A 15,032-nucleotide genomic window follows, 5' to 3' on the forward strand; every position below is an offset into this window, starting at 1 on the left:
GTGACTGCGCCCTGGTGCGAAGGTCATGCAGCCATTGTCACGCACGAGCACTCGGGGTGCTGAGGCCACCGGTGGTGAGTGACCGTCCCGGACGGGAGCGACGCCACGAGACCGACGCCGTCCGGCGGCCCGGAACCCGCCAGCTCGCTGCGTGTCGTGAGGGCGGTCAGCCCTGCAGCCAGCGCCGTGAGGGCGGGGTCGCCGTCGGCCAGCTGCGGCGCGTCGAGCAGCGCCGCCGCGAGCGCGGCCCGACCCGGCTCGCGTCCGACCTGGTACAGCTCCAGGCAGCGCGCGCAGGGACCACGGCCGGGTCGAAGCACCGGGCCGACGGCCACGCGGTCGCCGCGCTCGACGACGGGGACCACGGTCGTACCGGTGGCGCGCCACTCCTGCGCCCGGACGAGGTCGACGACCTCCGAGCTCACGCAGATCACGATGGCCGGACCAGCACCGGACGCCCGCAGATCCGGGTGCGGCCCCGGCGAGGGCGGATCGACCACGGTGCCGCGGCCGGTGGCGAACAGCTCTCCGAGCGCCGCGGCCATTGCTCCACTGCCCGTCACGGCGACGCGGTGCGGCACGAGGGCCGCGGACGCCGCCGACTCGGCCGCCCGGGCGAGGCGCTCCAGGGGGGAGCGTGCGCCGTCGGGCGTCCGCTCGTGGGCCGCAGCGGCACGCAGCGCCGCGGAGCTCGTCGCTCCGAGGCCGAGCAGGAACCCCGTCTCGGCGGGGGCAAGACCGTCCAGCACCATCGCTCGTAGTCGCGACAGGCTGACGTGCACCGAGTCGGGGCCGTACGCCGTGGCGCGCAGCGGCACCAGATGAGGTGGGATGTCGGTGGTCATGCGGGCCTCCAGGTTCGCGTGGTCGAACTCTGGCAGGGAACGCCGATGGCGTCGGCCGTCGTCCACAGGGGCGTCGAGGAGGTGGGCATGGGTCTGGTGATCGCACTGGTGGTGCTCCTGGGAGCGCCTGCGGTGGCAGCGGTGTCGCGACGACGACGGCGCCGAGGTGGCCGGGACGAGTACTTCGTCGACCTCGTACCCGGGCTGCTTCCCGGCCCGGACCAGGCCCCGAGCCGTCGTACGGGTGCTCGAGCGGGCGAGCTGGTCTCGCAGGCGGCGGTCCGTCTCACCCCACCGGACGGCGTCCCGCCGGTCGCCGCCGGGCTGCTGCTCGACCGCGAGGTCCGAGCCCGGGACCTCAGCGCCGGATTCCTCGACCTCGCCGTTCGCGGGTTCTTCCGGATCCGCCGCCCCGGGCCGCACGAGAACGGGACGAGGCGGGGGGAGTGGGTGCTCGAGCCCCCGCTCGTCGCTGCGTCGGGTCCGCTCAGCGAGGCCGAGCGACAGGTGCTCGCGACGCTGTTCCCCAGGTACGCGGTGACCACGCTGGCAGCCCGGCGTAGCGCGATCGGAGGGCCGTTGAGGGGGCTCCGGGACGACGTCGAGTGGCAGGCGCGCCGGCTGGGGTGGTTCGGCCAGGACCGGGCCGGTGGTGTGCCCACGGCTGCAGCGCTCGGTCTCTTCGGGATCGTGCTGCTCGTGGTCGCCGGCTCCTTGGGAGGCGTCCCTGACCCGGTGAAGTTCTTCGCCGTGGTCTCGATGATCTGGTCCGTGATCTCCGTGGCCATCCATCGGGTGCGCCCGCGGACGGCAGAGGGGACGGCCATGGCCGTCCAGGTGGCGGCTTCCGCCGGTACATCGCCACGGCCGAGGCACGACAGCTGCGCTTCGAGGAGGCTGCTGGCATCTTCAGCCGGTACCTGCCGTGGGCCGTGTCCTTCGGTCTGACCGAGCACTGGTGCGCGGTCTTCCGGGAGGTGCTGACCCTCGCGCGCGACGGCGGCGCCGGGACCGTGGTCGTGAGCGATCCGGGGTGGTCCACCGACCTGGCGTGGCTCGGTGACGTCCAGGCAGGGCTGGACTCCGCTGTGGGGGACCTCGCCGCGGCGGTCGACACCGCGGTGTCCGACGTCATCGGCTCGGTGGACGGTCTCGTCGCGGACGTGTCGGCCGGCGTCGGCGATGCTGCCGGCGACGGCGGGTCGGGCAGCGGGGACAGTGGCGGGGGAGGCGACTCCGGCGGGGGAGGCGACTCCGGTGGTGGCGGTGGTGGCGGCGACTGATCGTGCCGGCGTCGGCGGGGCATGATCGGCTCATGATCTCCTCCGTCGCGGTCCTCTCCGACATCCATGGCGTGCTGCCGGCGCTGGACGCCGTCCTGGAGGAGCCGGACGTGCGTGCCGCCGACCGCATCGTGCTCACCGGCGACATCGCCGCCGGCCCGCAACCGGTGGCGACCCTGGACCGGCTCAGCGCTCTGGATGACCGGGTCGTCTGGGTACGCGGCAACGCCGACCGCGAGCTGGTCGCCTGTGCACGGGGGCCACCTCGGACTACCCCATCGACGTCTGGGGTGCGGCGCAGCTGAGGGAGGACCAGATCGCTCTGCTGGACGGCCTGCCGCACCCGGTCACGCTGGACGTGTCGGGGTTCGGACCGGTGCTCTTCTGCCACGGCAGCCCGCGCGACGACGACGAGGTCGTCCTGGTGGACACGCGCATCGACCGCTGGATCGACGTCCTCGCGGACGTGCCCGAGGACGTCCGTACCGTCGTCTGCGGGCACACGCACATGCCGTTTCAGCGTCTGGTGGACCGTCGCCTCGTCCTGAACCCCGGCAGCGTCGGCATGCCCTACGGCGGCGCCGGGGCGCACTGGGCGCTGCTCGCCGACGGCGTCGTGCAGCTGCGACGGACCGCGTACGACATCGCCGCAGCGTGCGAGCAGGTCGTCGCGAGCAGCGGCTACCCGGACGTACGGGAGTGGGTCGAGGAGTACCTGTGGTCGAGGAACTCCGACGCGGGCGCCGTGCGCGCCTTCGGCCCCCGCGACGGCCGCTGAGAGCCCCGCGTACGGGACTTTGTCAGGGGTGTCGCTTAAGTTCGTGGGTATGGGCGAGCAGCCGCTGACGATCGACTCCGCCGCCGAGCCGGCGGTGGAGATCCGTCGCAGCGCCCGGCGTCGGCGCACGGTGAGCGCCTACCGGGAGGGCGACCGCATCATCGTCCTGGTGCCGGCGCGGCTGACCAAGGTCCAGGAGCGCACGCTGGTCGCGGAGATGGTGTCCAAGATCCAGGCTCGGGACCAGCGCCTGAAGCCCAGCGACAGCAGGCTCGCCGGCCGGGCCGAGGCGTTGTCGGCGCGCTACCTCGGTGGGCTCGCCCGACCGACCTCGGTGCGGTGGGTGAGCAACCAGCGCACCCGCTGGGGGTCGTGCACACCGATGGACGGCACCATCCGCCTGTCCCACCGGCTGCAGGGGATGCCGGAGTGGGTCGTCGACTACGTGCTGCTGCACGAGCTCGCCCACCTGCTCCAGCCCGGCCACGGCAAGTCGTTCTGGTCCCTGCTGGACGGCTATCCGCACCTGGCTCGCGCCCGCGGGTTCCTCGAAGGGGTCGCGCACGCCGACGGGCTGCCGACCCAGGACGCCGACGACGGTGCCGAGTCCGGCGACATCGGGGCCGGCGAGGCGAGCGGCTGACCCTGGCGGTTCGCCGGTCGCGGTGCGACCATGGTCGTGGCGGTCGCAACCGGTCGACGTCGCCCGGTGCGCCGGTCGCCTGGAGCGTCGATGAGCGTCGTGGTCCTCTACCTGGTGGTGTGTGTCCTGCCCGGCGTGACCTTCCTGGTCGCCGAGCGGTGCTACCGCGCCTGGACGGGCGAGACCCCCTGGCCGCGCAGCCGCAGTACGCAGGCACCGCAGGCTCCCGTCGTCCCGCACCCGCCGCTCGAGCGGCTGGTCGCCGACCTGCGTCGGCTGGACGCCGAGATCGCCCGCCTGGAGCTGTCGGCCCAGCCGGCCCGGGTACGACGCATGGAGGCAGTGGCGCTCGCGTACGACGACACGTTGCGCTCCTGCTGCGTCGCGCTGGAGGTCCCGCTCCCGCCGGGTGACCGGCTGGACGCCACCGAGCGTCTGCAGGTCGAGGCGGACCTGGCCCAGGCCGGTCTGGTCTGGTAGGTCGGCTCAGCCCAGGGCCGAGCGCGCTGCGTCGACGAGCTCGTGCATGTCGGGGTCGGTCCGCTCGGGAAGTGCGTCCACCGGCCACCACGCGAGGTCCTCGGACTCCTCCGAGGCGACAGGTACGGCACCCGGCGTCGCGCGCGCCGCGAAGCGGAGGTCCAGGTGGGCCCGGCAGCGGCCGAACGCCGCCGGCAGCGCGTGCTCGTGCAGCTGCACCAGCCCCGGCCGGACCGTGAGCCCGGCGATACCCGACTCCTCACGGGCCTCGCGGGTCGCGGCGGCGTGCACGTCGTGGTCGGTCTCCTCCAGGTGGCCGCCGACCTGGACCCAGATGCGCGCCTTCTTGTGCAGCGTCAGCAGCACCTGGTCCAGCGTGGCGTCGAGGATCAGCGCGCTCGCGGTCAGGTGCTCCGCCGGCCCGTGGCGCCACGTCGCGCCCGGGTGACGGTGAACCTGCTCCAGGAACCGCTGCCGCAGCGCCGCCTGGGCCGCGTCCGGTGGCGCCCAGGCGGTCAGCAGGCGTGCGGCATCGGCGTCGAGCCGGGTGAAGGCGGAGGGTACGGAGATGGAGGTCGTCACTCCGGCTTGCGCTCGCCGGCGCCGGAGCCACCGTCTTCGTTGTCGTCATCGGCGCTCGCGGCGCCGTCGGCGTCCATCTCGGCGCGACCCTGGGCCAGCAGCTGGTCGAGCGCGTCGTCCATCTCGTCGCGAGCGGGCTCGTCGGCATCGATCGCCGTCCGTCGTGCGACGTAGGCGAGCGGGTCGTCGAGGTCCTCGCCGCTCGGCGCGAAGTCGGGGTGTTCCCAGGCCCGGTCGCGCTCCTGAGCGCCGGCGGCCTCCTCCAGCGCGCTCCACAGGTTGGCGGCATCGCGCAGCCGGCGGGGCCGCAGCTCCAGACCGACCAGCGAGGAGAAGACCCGCTCGGCCGGACCACCGGCGGCGCGGCGACGGCGTACGGCCTCCGACAGCGCTGCGGCGTGCGGCAGATGCGGGCTGGTCGCCCGCTCGGTGACGACGTCGACCCAGCCCTCGACGAGCGCGAGGGTCGTCTCGATGCGCTGCACGGCCCGCTGCTGCGCCTCGCTCGGCTCCGGCGTGAACAGCGACCCCTGGAGCGCGCTCTGCATGGCGGCGGGGTCCGAGGTGTCCGCCTCGCGGAGGGCCTCCTCGATGCGCTCGGTGTCGATGCTGATGTCGCCGGCGTAGGACTGCACGGCGGCGAGGAGAGCGGGAGCGAGCCACGCCACCTCGTCGAACAGCCGGGCGCGCGCGGCCTCACGCACCGCCAGGTAGAGATGCACCTCGCCCGCCTCGATACCGAGTCCCTCGGCGAACGCGGCGACGTTGGCCGGGAGGACCACCACGGGGTTGCCCTCGACGAGGGGGAGGCCGACCTCGGTGCCGGTGACCAGCTCGCCCGCGAGCGCACCGACCGCCTGGCCGACCTGCATGCCGAACATCGCGCTGCTCATCCGGGCCACCATCGGCTCCATCTGACCGACGAGCGCCGAGGCGTCGACGCCGGGTGGCAGACCGAGCTCGGCGGACAGGTCCGCGTCGCCCAGCTGGCCGAGCTGCTGCTTCATCGCCTCCCGGATCGCGGTGCCGACGCCGACCGCCACCGGTTCCACCAGCGTGCGCCAGACCGGCATCGTCTGCTCGACCCACTCGGCGCGCGACCAGGCGCGTGCCCCCGCGGCAGGCGCCTGCAGGTCGGTGACCTCGTCCAGCCACAGGTTCGCGACCTGGACGACCTGCTCGACGTCGCGGGCCGTGCTGCTGCCCACGGTGGAGTCGCCTGCGGCGGAGACCGTCTTGCGGGCGGCGTCCGTCGCGAGCGCGACGTTGAACGACCCGTCGCTCGGGCCGGACATCATCGCCTGGACCTGGGCCTGGACCATCTGCAGCATCGCGGGGTCGAGGTTGTCGACGCCCATCTGCTTCAGGGCGTCGGCCAGCTCAGGGTTGGCGGACAGGTCGCCACCGGTGAGAGCGCGCAGGATCTCGGAGAGGTCGGGCTCGTCGTCACCCGGGCCGCTCGGCTGCAGGTGCGGGGTGTCGGACACGGTGGGTCTCCCTCTGACGTCGGTGGTGAGCCGCGCGAGTCACGCGGTGAGAGGATGACGTCTCTTCCCAGATAACCACGAGGGGGCCGTAGTGAGTTCCGCAGCCCGGCGCGTTCGCTCTCGGCGCACTTCTCCCGTGGTCGTCGCGCGGGCCGGCACCCCGTCCGGTGAGGCGATCGTCCGCGCGCTGGCCGACCGACCGGCGGGCCGGGTGGCCGTCCGCGCGCTCGGCGTGGCCGGGGGGACGGTCGAGCCCGAGCTCGCGTCCGAGCGCGTCGCGGTCGTCGCCGACGTCGACCTGGCCGCACCCTCCGTCGCCGATCACCTCGCCGGAGCGCGCGCGATCGTCCTCGTGCTCGCACCCGACGACCTGGCCGCCGAGCTCGCCGAGCGCGACCGCCGCGACCGCATCGCCACGGAGGTGCGCACGCTCGTCCTGGCGGCCGCCGCGACGTCCGTCGATCACCTGGTGCTGGTGACCAGCGCCATGGTGCACGGCGCGCTCCCGGACAACCCGGTGCCGCTCCCGGACGACGCGCCCCGCCGCGCGGAGGCGCTGGTCGGACTGGTCGGCGACCTGGTCGCCGCCGAGGAGGCGCTGGAGGGGGCTGCGGCACTCCACCCCGGGCTGCGGACGACCATCGTGCGGCCGGCGACCCTCGTCGGCGGCACCGACACGATCATCACCCGGCACGTCGCCGCACCGCGGCTGCTGCGACTCAAGGACTCGGCCCCCGCCTGGCAGCTGTGCCATGTCGACGACCTCGGCCGGGCGGTCGCCCAGGTCGTCGACCAGGACCTCGGACCGACGGTGACCGTCGCGTGTGAGGGCTGGCTGACCCAGTCTGAGCTGGAGGAGGTGTCCGGTCTGCGCACGGTGGAGCTGAGCGGTGCGGCTGCACAGGGCATCGCGCACCGGCTGCACCGCGTGGGCTCCCTCCCGTCGCCGGCGACGGACCTGGACTTCGTCGCCCACCCGTGGGCCGTCGCCGCGCAACTGCTGCGCGACGCGGGCTGGCAGCCGCAGCACGACAACCGCGAGTGCGTGGAGCTGTTGCTCACCGATGCCCGGGCGCACCGCATGGGGACAACTCGCAGGTTCGACCGTAAGGATGGGGCGGCGATCGGCGCGGCGAGCGCGGCGGTCGCGATCGGAGCCACCGCGGCCATCGTGCGCCGACGTCGGAAGAAAGGCAGTGCGTGAGCGAGCAGCCCATCGCAGGAACCGACCTCAGGGCGCGGTTGCTGGACGTCCGGGACGAGCCCCTCTCCGTCGACGAGGTCCTGGCCGCGGTCAAGGACCCGGCGGCGGGCGGGATCGCGCTGTTCGTCGGCGTCGTCCGGCAGGTCGATCACGACCAGCCGGTCTCCGCACTCGACTACTCCGCACACCCGAGCGCCGTCGACGCACTCGGTCGCGCAGCCGCGGCGGTCCTGACGGACGAGGTGACCGCGCTGGCCGCCGTCCATCGGACCGGCCACCTCGAGGTGGGTGACACCGCGGTGGTGGTCGCGGTCAGCGCACCCCATCGCGGGCCCGCGTTGGAGGTGTGCCGGGAGATGATCGACACTCTCAAGCGCACGGTGCCGATCTGGAAGCACCAGCAGTTCAGTGACGGGAGCGATGAGTGGGTGGGTCTGCCATGAGTACGCAGCAGGTCGCGCCGCCCGGGCAGCGGCGCCGCACCACCGGTGGCGGCCTCTCCCGCCGTACGACGTGGCTCCTGGTCGTCGTCGTGCTCGCGGTGATCATCGGGGCGGTCGGCCAGATGGTCAAGATGCCGTACGCGATCTTCAGCCCTGGCCCGGCGCAGGACACGCTCGGCAAGACCGGCAAGCAGGACATCATCGCGATCAGCGGCGCGCCCACGTACCCGACCTCGGGGCGCCTCGACTTCACCACGGTGTCGCTGTACGGCGGCCCGAACTACCCGGTGAGCCTCTGGCAGTGGCTGCGGGCCAAGACGGACGACGACAGCCAGATCGTGCCCGAGGAGCGCGTCTTCCCCAAGGGCGTGACCGGCAAGCAGGTCGAGCAGGAGAACACCGCGGAGATGGTGGGTTCCCAGCAGGCCGCGGAGGTGGTCGGCGTGCGGGCCGCCGGCAAGAAGGTCGGCGAGACCGTCAGCGTCGGCGCGGTGAGCAAGGGGCGCCCGGCCGATGGCCGGCTGAAGGCGGGTGATCGCATCGAGTCGATCGACGGCCGACCCGCGACGACGCTCGCCGCGGTGCACCAGCGGATGGACTCGGTGCAGGCGGGCGGCACGGTGCAGGTCGTCGTGACCCGCGCCGGTACCCGGCAGACCGTCGCCGTGCCCACCGTGAAGGACCCGCAGAGCGGACGCGCGGTGATCGGGATCACGCTCGCGCCGAAGTTCGACTTCCCGGTCGAGATCAAGGTCAACGCCGGTGACGTCGGTGGGCCCTCGGCGGGTCTGATGTTCAGCCTCGCGATCTACGACAAGCTCACGCCCGGACCGCTGACCGCCGGCAAGGAGTTCGCCGGTACCGGGACGATCGACACCGACGGCACCGTCGGCCCGATCGGCGGCATCCGGCAGAAGCTGGTGGGTGCGCGCGACGACGGCGCGGACTTCTTCCTCGCGCCGAAGGACAACTGCAACGAGGTCAAGGGACACGTGCCCGACGGGATGACCGTCATCAAGGTCACGACGTTCGCGGACGCGCGCAGCTCGGTCGAGAAGGTGGCCAAGGGGCAGACGTCCGGACTCCCGTCCTGCGGCTGACCCCGGCCGTGCGCGCTGTCGCGCCCGGCCGGGTCGCCGCGGTCAGCTGAGCGTCGCGCGCAGCGCCTCGACGAGCCCGGGGGCGATGTCCTTGCCGATGGCGACCTTGTCGTCGGAGTCGTTGCTGCGCTGGCGCAGCAGACAGACCGCCTCGCCGTCGCGGAGCACGGCGACCAGCAGTCGGACGTCCTCGCGCTCGGGGTGCGCGGCGAGGGCCTCGCTCGCCTCCTCGGGGTTCTCGGGCAGGTCGCGCTCGGCCTCCGGCGGCACCACGATCCGCTCGATCGCGAGGGCGACGCCGTCCACCTCCTCGGGCCACGCGAGCCGGCCGAGCATCGACTCCAGCGACGAGGTCGGGGGCATGCCCTCCTGCTCGATGGTGCTGTACGCGTCCGGGTCGACCCCGGCGAGCTGGTCCGCCAGGGCGGGCTCGCGGCGGGCGATGTCGGCGTTGCGGGCGATCGCGAACAGCCTGGGCGGCTGGTCCCAACCCGCGCCTGCCACGTGGCGTTCGGTGTCCACGGCACAGCTCATCAGGGGGGTGAGGACCGGGCGGAGGGGCGGCTCAGATGACGTCACGGGGCCATCGTGCCCCACGGGAGCGCCCGTCCCGCAGACGCTCGGGCGGGTCTGCCGCCGGTGGACCCAGGTCGGCGGGTTAGGTTAGGGGCCCCTGGCCACCCCTGGAGAGAGCGGATCTCGGTGAGCTCGACGGACGACTTCGACGGTGACGGCGGCCGCCGCGGCCGATCCCCTTTCGCGCGCGGGCCTCGGGTGCCGGGCGCCCTGCGATCCCGGCGTTCGCCGCTGGCGTCGGCCCTGGCCGCCGTGGTCGGCGTCGTCGTCGTCGCGCTGCTGTGGTCGAACCTGTGGACCGAGAAGCTCTGGTACGACAGCGTGGGCTACTCCTCGGTGTTCCGGACGGAGCTGACCGCCAAGATTCTGATGTTCCTGATCGGCGGGGCGATCACGGGCGCTCTCATCGCGCTCAGTCTCGTGGTCGCGCACCGGAGCCGGCCGATCTACGCGCCGTCGACGCCGGAGCAGGACAACCTCGACCGCTACCGCGAGATGCTCGACCCCTTCCGGCGGGTCGCCTTCGTCGCCGTCCCGATCGTGTTCGGCCTGTTCGCCGGTGTGGCGGCACAGGCGCAGTGGAAGCTCCCGCTGCTGTGGCTCAACCGCCAGTCGTTCGGTGTCAAGGACCCCCAGTTCCACCTCGACATCGGCTTCTACGTCTTCACGCTGCCCCTGCTGGGCTTCCTGGTCGGCTTCCTGACGATGGCCCTGGTGCTCTCGCTCGTGGCCGCGGTCCTGACGCACTACGTCTACGGCGGGATCGCGTTGCAGGGCAAGGGTCCTCGCACGACGGACGCGGCGCGCGTCCACCTGTCGCTCCTGCTCGCGGGCATCGTGCTGCTGCGGGCGCTCGCGTACTGGCTGGACCGGTACGACCTGACGACCAGCAAGGGCCGGCTGTTCACCGGCATCGGGTACACCGACCAGCACGCAGTGCTGCCCACGAAGGCGATCCTGGCCATCGCGGCGCTGCTGTGCGCCGCGCTGTTCGTCTCCACGATCTGGACCCGGACCTGGCGGCTGCCGCTGCTCGGCACCGGTCTGCTGGTGGTGTGCGCCGTGCTGATCGGCGGCATCTACCCGGCGCTGGTGCAGAACTTCAGCGTGCGGCCGTCCGAGCAGACCCGTGAGGCCCCGTACATCAAGCGCAACATCGACGCGACGCGCACGGCGTACGCCCTGTCGAGCACGAAGTCGCAGAACTACCAGCCGAAGACGGACGTCTCGGCCGGGCAGCTGCGTGAGGACGCCGCGACCGTCCCGGGCATCCGGATCGTCGACCCCTCGGTCGTCTCGCCCACCTACCGCCAGCTGCAGGGACGGGTGAACTACTACCAGTTCCCGGACGCCCTGGACGTCGACCGGTACGACATCGGCGGTCAGACCCGCGACACCGTCATCGCGGCGCGCGAGCTCGACCTCAGCGGTATCCCCGCGGGGCAGCGCAACTGGGTCAACCAGCACTCGGTCTACACCCATGGCTTCGGCCTCGTCGCGGCGTACGGCAACAAGCGCACCGCCGAGGGCGAGCCGCAGTTCTTCGAGCGCAGCATCCCGCCGGTGGGTGAGCTCGGGAAGTACGAGCCGCGCATCTACTTCGGGGAGTCCTCGCCGACGTACTCGATCGTCGGCGGCGCACCGGGCAGCGCGCCCCGGGAGCTGGACTACCCCAACGAGGCGGCCGGCGGCGAGACCAAGAACACCTATCGGGGGAGCGGCGGCGTCAACGTCGGCTCCACCGCGCGCAAGCTGGCCTACGCCATCAAGTACCGGCAGTACAACATCATGCTGTCCGACGTCGTGAACGACCGGTCGCGCCTGCTGGACCACCGCGAGCCGCGCGAGCGCGTCCAGCGCGTGGCGCCGTGGCTGACGCTGGACGGCAACGCCTACCCGGTCGTGGTCAACGGGCGGATCAAGTGGGTCGTCGACGGCTACACGACCAGCGCGCGCTACCCGTACTCCCAGCTGGCCTCGATCGGCGACGTCACCTCCGACTCGCTGACCAACCGGTCCCAGAACGTCCGCGCGGTCGAGGGCGGTCAGGTCAACTACATCCGCAACTCGGTCAAGGCGACCGTCGACGCGTACGACGGCTCGGTCGACCTGTACGCGTGGGACGACCAGGACCCGGTGCTGAAGGCGTGGTCGAAGGCGTTCGGCAACACCGTGAAGCCGCTGTCCCAGGTCAACGGCACGCTGATGAGCCACCTGCGCTACCCGGAGGACCTGTTCAAGGTGCAGCGGGAGCTGCTCGCCCGCTACCACGTCACCGACCCGAGCGCGTTCTACCAGGGCAACGATGCCTGGCAGGTGCCGACGGACCCGACGCAGGCGCGCACGACGACCGCGAGCGGCGTCGCGCAGGGCCCGGTCACGCCGCCGTACTACCTGTCCGTCGCGATGCCGGGCCAGCCCGCGCCGGCGTTCTCGCTGACGACCACGTTCATCCCTGCAGGCTCGCGCCAGAACCTGTCCGGCTTCATGGCCGTCGATGCAGACGCGGGGGGTGAGACCGGGAAGAAACGCGCGGGGTACGGCACCATCCGGTTGCTGGAGATGCCACGTGCATCGACCATCCGCGGCCCCGGCCAGTTCCAGAACGACATCGAGTCTTCTCCGGTCCGCAGCACGGGCTTCGAGCAGACGCTGTCGCAGACGCTCGCGCTGAACCGCCAGCAGGGCTCGACCGTCGCGCTCGGCAACCTGCTCACCCTGCCGGTCGGCGGCGGTCTGCTGTACGTCGAGCCGATCTACGTCCAGGCCCAGGGCGAGACGTCCTACCCGCTGCAGCGGTACGTCGTCACGGCCTTCGGCAACAAGCTCGCGTGGTCCGGCACGCTGGACGGCGCGCTCGACCAGCTGTTCGGCGGCAACTCGGGCGCGTCCGCCGGAGACGCGGGGACGACACCGACGACGCCACCGGGGACGTCGCCGTCACCCTCGCCGAGTCCGTCACCCTCGCCGAGCGGTTCCTCCAGTGCGCCTCCGACGCCTGGTCCGTCGGGGACGCTCAACCCTCAGCAGCAGGCGGTCAAGGACATCCAGGACGCCTACAACGAGGGCCAGCAGGCGCTCAAGCGGGGCGACTTCACGGCGTACGACCAGGCGCAGAAGAAGCTGAAGGCGGCGATCGACCGCGCGGTCAAGGCCAACCCGTCGGGCGGTTCGGTGACGGTGACGCCGACGCCGTCGACCACGCCGTCACCCTCGTCGAAGTAGGTCGCCGGCTCGATTTGGCACTCGGCGCCCGGTCCCGTACTGTTGGGTTCACCGACGCGGGGTGGAGCAGCTCGGTAGCTCGCCGGGCTCATAACCCGGAGGTCGCAGGTTCAAATCCTGCCCCCGCTACCAACGCGTCAGGCGGACGAAGGCCCGGACCATGTGGTCCGGGCCTTCGTCATTCCGCCAGTCCGACGAGGCAGCCCGGACGACGGCCGCGACTCAGCTGCGAAGGTCGCCGGTCAGGTAGCGCTGGACTGTCGGGCCGACCATGCGGACGACGTCCTCGACAGGCAGGGACGCGAGGGGTTCCACCTGGACGACCTTGCGGACGACCAGCAGGCCGGCCACCTGGGTGGCCACCAGGCTGAGACGCAGGTCGAGGTCGTCGACCGTGCCGCGCAGCCGTTCGCGCAGCGGCGCGAGGACGATGCCGAGCAGGAACTCGCGCAGCATCGCCTCCTCGCCACCGGCCATCACCGTACGGAACGCCGCGACGGCTGCCGGGCCGGCGGAGGAGTCCCAGGTGGTGGCGATCTGCCGCAGCAGCGTCGCTCCCAGCTCCTCGACCGACGCCTCGACGAGCGGTGCGAGGACGACCTCGGGGTCGACCGGCAGCGCGACCACCTCCAGGAAGAGCCCGCGCTTGCTCCCGAAGTAGTGGCTGATGAGAGCCGCGTCGACACCCGCAGCCGCCGCGACCGCTCGCATCGACGTCTGCTCGAAGCCCTTGGTACTGAACAGCTCTCGGGCCGAGTCGAGGATGCGGACGCGGGTGTCGGACGGGCCGCTCGGGCGACCGCTGCGACGGACCGCTGCGCTCATCGCGTCTTCCTGGGCATGGACAGAGCAGCCAGCACGAGCGCACCCACGGCGAACGCGGCGAGCACGCCCACGTCCTTCAGCACGTCGCCGGACGGGTCCTGCTGTTCCGCGATCGACCTCAGCGCGTCGACGGCGTACGTCATGGGCAGGCAGTCGGAGATCCACTGCAGCAGCTGCGGCATCGAGTCGCGCGGGGCGAGCAGGCCGCACAGGAACACCTGCGGCCCGACGAACAGGGGCATGAACTGCACCGCCTGGAACTCGGTGCGCGCGAACGCACTGGCCAGCAGACCGGTCGCGACACCGACCGCGGCGGCGAAGACGGCGACGACCAGCACCCACAGCACCGGGCCGGCCGTCTGCACGTCGAGGAACCACACGCTGACCGCGACGAGCACGGCCGCCTGGACCAGCGCCGCCAGCGCGAACGCTGCGCCGTACCCCGCCAGCAGGTCGGCGCGGTGCAGGGGAGTGGTGAGCAGCCGTTCCAGCGTGCCGGTGGTGCGTTCGCGCAGCATGGCGACCGACGTGATCAGGAACATCACCAGCATCGGCAGGATCCCCAGCATGGCGACCGCGATGCCGGTGAAGCGCGCGCTGCCGTCGTAGACGAAGGAGAGCAGCGTGAGCAGCAAGGTGGGCACGGCGACGATGAGGCCGATGGTGCGCGGGTCCGCCCGCAGCTGCTGCAGGTTGCGCCCGGCGGTGGCGAGAGCGATGCGAGGGTTCATGCGGCGACCTCCTGCTGCGTGCGGATGAGAGCCAGGAAGGCCTCGTCCATCGAGTCGGTACCCGTGCTGCGGATGAGCTCCTGCGGCGGCTCGTGCGCGAGGAGCCGGCCGTCGCGCATCAGCAGGACGCTGTCGCACCGGGACGCCTCGTCCATGACGTGGCTGGACACCAGCAGCGTGACGCCGTTCTCGGCGAGTGCGCGCATCGAGGTCCACAGCTCCTCGCGGGTGAGCGGGTCGAGCCCGACGGTCGGCTCGTCGAGGACGAGCAGCTCGGGAGAGCCGACCAGGGCGCAGGCCAGCGAGGCCCGGCTCGCCTGGCCGCCGGACAGCCGGTCGACGCGGCGGTCGGCGTACGCGCCCAGCCCTACGGTGTCGATGGCCTCCCGAGCGCTGCTGCGAGGGGCTGCGGCCAGGGTCGCGAAGTACGCGACGTTCTGCTCGACGGTGAGGTCGCGGTAGACGCTGACGGCCTGCGTGACGTACCCGATCCGCGACCGCAGCGTGGGTGCGCCGGGGATGTGCCCGAGGACCCGGGCGGTGCCGGAGGTGATCCGCTGCACGCCGACCAGGGTGCGCATGAGGGTCGTCTTCCCGCAGCCCGACGGGCCCATCAGGCCGACGACAGCTCCGGTCGGTACGGCGAAGTCGAGGTCGCGCAGCACGGGATGGCCGCCCCGGTCGACGCTCAACCCGTCGACGGACACCGCCGCCTCATCAGGTGTTGAATTCATCATGTGATGAATATCGACCTCATGGCCGTCCGTTGTCAATACCTCCAGGTGGCGGCCCGGTCGCCGAACGCGCACTGTCCGGCCCCCGGGAGGGGA

17 protein-coding genes and 1 tRNA gene are annotated in these 15,032 nt (G+C 72.3%); 11 read left to right on the forward strand and 7 right to left on the reverse strand.

Features of this window, described 5'->3' with window-relative positions; translation table 11 throughout:
* Window positions 1-23: 23 nt before the first annotated feature.
* On the reverse strand, window positions 24-845 hold the full coding sequence (locus P4R38_RS12360; protein ID WP_275238359.1) for a TOMM precursor leader peptide-binding protein: 822 nt from the start codon (window positions 843-845) through the stop codon (window positions 24-26).
* An 87-nt stretch (window positions 846-932) separates the two neighbouring features.
* Here P4R38_RS12360 and P4R38_RS12365 point away from each other — a divergent pair, with 87 nt between their 5' ends.
* The 6 genes from P4R38_RS12365 to P4R38_RS12390 all read left to right on the forward strand — a co-directional run bounded on the left by P4R38_RS12365 (window position 933) and on the right by P4R38_RS12390 (window position 4,029).
* Window positions 933-1,793, forward strand: coding sequence for a DUF2207 family protein (locus tag P4R38_RS12365; RefSeq protein ID WP_277192395.1), 861 nt, complete (start codon window positions 933-935; stop codon window positions 1,791-1,793).
* On the forward strand, window positions 1,778-2,128 hold the full coding sequence (locus tag P4R38_RS12370; RefSeq protein ID WP_277192396.1) for a hypothetical protein: 351 nt from the start codon (window positions 1,778-1,780) through the stop codon (window positions 2,126-2,128). Before P4R38_RS12365 ends, P4R38_RS12370 begins: the two co-directional genes overlap by 16 nt.
* Window positions 2,129-2,160: 32 nt before the next feature.
* Window positions 2,161-2,433 (forward strand): metallophosphoesterase family protein, encoded by a 273-nt coding sequence (locus P4R38_RS12375; protein WP_277192397.1) that lies wholly within the window; start codon window positions 2,161-2,163, stop codon window positions 2,431-2,433.
* 53 nt (window positions 2,434-2,486) lie between these two features.
* Window positions 2,487-2,906, forward strand: coding sequence for a metallophosphoesterase family protein (locus tag P4R38_RS12380; protein WP_277192398.1), 420 nt, complete (start codon window positions 2,487-2,489; stop codon window positions 2,904-2,906).
* A gap of 49 nt (window positions 2,907-2,955) precedes the next feature.
* Window positions 2,956-3,549, forward strand: coding sequence for a M48 metallopeptidase family protein (locus P4R38_RS12385; RefSeq protein ID WP_277192399.1), 594 nt, complete (start codon window positions 2,956-2,958; stop codon window positions 3,547-3,549).
* Between the two features lie 90 nt (window positions 3,550-3,639).
* Window positions 3,640-4,029 carry a hypothetical protein gene (locus tag P4R38_RS12390; protein ID WP_277192400.1) on the forward strand — a complete coding sequence of 130 codons (390 nt, stop codon included), beginning with the start codon at window positions 3,640-3,642 and terminating at the stop codon, window positions 4,027-4,029.
* A gap of 6 nt (window positions 4,030-4,035) precedes the next feature.
* On the opposite strand, the gene P4R38_RS12395 is transcribed toward P4R38_RS12390, so the two are convergent.
* On the reverse strand, window positions 4,036-4,611 hold the full coding sequence (locus tag P4R38_RS12395; RefSeq protein ID WP_275238364.1) for an NUDIX hydrolase: 576 nt from the start codon (window positions 4,609-4,611) through the stop codon (window positions 4,036-4,038).
* Window positions 4,608-6,098 carry a zinc-dependent metalloprotease gene (locus P4R38_RS12400; RefSeq protein ID WP_275238365.1) on the reverse strand — a complete coding sequence of 497 codons (1,491 nt, stop codon included), beginning with the start codon at window positions 6,096-6,098 and terminating at the stop codon, window positions 4,608-4,610. The genes P4R38_RS12395 and P4R38_RS12400 overlap by 4 nt, the downstream gene beginning before the upstream one ends.
* A gap of 136 nt (window positions 6,099-6,234) precedes the next feature.
* On the opposite strand from P4R38_RS12400, the gene P4R38_RS12405 reads away from it, so the two are divergent.
* The 3 genes from P4R38_RS12405 to P4R38_RS12415 are packed head-to-tail and all read left to right on the forward strand — an operon-like array spanning window position 6,235 to window position 8,845.
* Window positions 6,235-7,302 carry an NAD(P)H-binding protein gene (locus P4R38_RS12405; RefSeq protein ID WP_277192401.1) on the forward strand — a complete coding sequence of 356 codons (1,068 nt, stop codon included), beginning with the start codon at window positions 6,235-6,237 and terminating at the stop codon, window positions 7,300-7,302.
* Entirely contained in the window at window positions 7,299-7,745 is a 447-nt protein-coding gene (locus P4R38_RS12410) for a molybdenum cofactor biosynthesis protein MoaE (RefSeq protein ID WP_275238367.1), read from the forward strand. Before P4R38_RS12405 ends, P4R38_RS12410 begins: the two co-directional genes overlap by 4 nt.
* Window positions 7,742-8,845, forward strand: a complete 1,104-nt coding sequence (locus P4R38_RS12415) for a YlbL family protein (RefSeq protein ID WP_275238368.1) — start codon at window positions 7,742-7,744, stop codon at window positions 8,843-8,845. Before P4R38_RS12410 ends, P4R38_RS12415 begins: the two co-directional genes overlap by 4 nt.
* A gap of 42 nt (window positions 8,846-8,887) precedes the next feature.
* Here the strand turns inward: P4R38_RS12415 and P4R38_RS12420 are convergent, their stop codons facing one another.
* Window positions 8,888-9,379 carry a PPA1309 family protein gene (locus tag P4R38_RS12420; RefSeq protein WP_277192469.1) on the reverse strand — a complete coding sequence of 164 codons (492 nt, stop codon included), beginning with the start codon at window positions 9,377-9,379 and terminating at the stop codon, window positions 8,888-8,890.
* Window positions 9,380-9,547: 168 nt separating this feature from the next.
* Here P4R38_RS12420 and P4R38_RS12425 point away from each other — a divergent pair, with 168 nt between their 5' ends.
* Both P4R38_RS12425 and P4R38_RS12430 read left to right on the forward strand, forming a co-directional pair.
* Complete coding sequence (locus P4R38_RS12425; protein ID WP_277192402.1) at window positions 9,548-12,646, forward strand: UPF0182 family membrane protein; 3,099 nt, start codon at window positions 9,548-9,550, stop codon at window positions 12,644-12,646.
* A gap of 55 nt (window positions 12,647-12,701) precedes the next feature.
* Window positions 12,702-12,778: transfer RNA gene (locus tag P4R38_RS12430), tRNA-Met, on the forward strand.
* Window positions 12,779-12,868: 90 nt separating this feature from the next.
* Here the strand turns inward: P4R38_RS12430 and P4R38_RS12435 are convergent.
* Genes P4R38_RS12435 through P4R38_RS12445 form a run of 3 tightly spaced genes read right to left on the reverse strand, consistent with a single transcriptional unit; the run spans window position 12,869 to window position 14,939 of the window.
* Entirely contained in the window at window positions 12,869-13,471 is a 603-nt protein-coding gene (locus tag P4R38_RS12435; protein WP_277192403.1) for a TetR/AcrR family transcriptional regulator, read from the reverse strand.
* Window positions 13,468-14,202 carry an ABC transporter permease gene (locus P4R38_RS12440; protein ID WP_277192404.1) on the reverse strand — a complete coding sequence of 245 codons (735 nt, stop codon included), beginning with the start codon at window positions 14,200-14,202 and terminating at the stop codon, window positions 13,468-13,470. Before P4R38_RS12440 ends, P4R38_RS12435 begins: the two co-directional genes overlap by 4 nt.
* Window positions 14,199-14,939, reverse strand: a complete 741-nt coding sequence (locus P4R38_RS12445; RefSeq protein ID WP_277192405.1) for an ABC transporter ATP-binding protein — start codon at window positions 14,937-14,939, stop codon at window positions 14,199-14,201. Before P4R38_RS12445 ends, P4R38_RS12440 begins: the two co-directional genes overlap by 4 nt.
* Between the last annotated feature and the right edge of the window lie 93 nt (window positions 14,940-15,032).

It is taken from the genome of Luteipulveratus flavus (assembly GCF_029439465.1).
Lineage (GTDB): Bacteria > Actinomycetota > Actinomycetes > Actinomycetales > Dermatophilaceae > Luteipulveratus > Luteipulveratus flavus.

Excerpts from the sequence above, each read along its gene's own strand:
- P4R38_RS12445 (WP_277192405.1), bottom strand. The coding sequence starts at position 14,939 with ATGATGAATTCAACACCTGATGAGGCGGCGGTGTCCGTCGACGGGTTG.
- P4R38_RS12360 (WP_275238359.1), bottom strand. The coding sequence starts at position 845 with ATGACCACCGACATCCCACCTCATCTGGTGCCGCTGCGCGCCACGGCG.
- P4R38_RS12415 (WP_275238368.1), top strand. The coding sequence starts at position 7,742 with ATGAGTACGCAGCAGGTCGCGCCGCCCGGGCAGCGGCGCCGCACCACC.
- P4R38_RS12440 (WP_277192404.1), bottom strand. The coding sequence starts at position 14,202 with ATGAACCCTCGCATCGCTCTCGCCACCGCCGGGCGCAACCTGCAGCAG.
- P4R38_RS12390 (WP_277192400.1), top strand. The coding sequence starts at position 3,640 with ATGAGCGTCGTGGTCCTCTACCTGGTGGTGTGTGTCCTGCCCGGCGTG.
- P4R38_RS12420 (WP_277192469.1), bottom strand. The coding sequence starts at position 9,379 with ATGAGCTGTGCCGTGGACACCGAACGCCACGTGGCAGGCGCGGGTTGG.
- P4R38_RS12375 (WP_277192397.1), top strand. The coding sequence starts at position 2,161 with ATGATCTCCTCCGTCGCGGTCCTCTCCGACATCCATGGCGTGCTGCCG.
- P4R38_RS12385 (WP_277192399.1), top strand. The coding sequence starts at position 2,956 with ATGGGCGAGCAGCCGCTGACGATCGACTCCGCCGCCGAGCCGGCGGTG.
- P4R38_RS12365 (WP_277192395.1), top strand. The coding sequence starts at position 933 with ATGGGTCTGGTGATCGCACTGGTGGTGCTCCTGGGAGCGCCTGCGGTG.
- P4R38_RS12435 (WP_277192403.1), bottom strand. The coding sequence starts at position 13,471 with ATGAGCGCAGCGGTCCGTCGCAGCGGTCGCCCGAGCGGCCCGTCCGAC.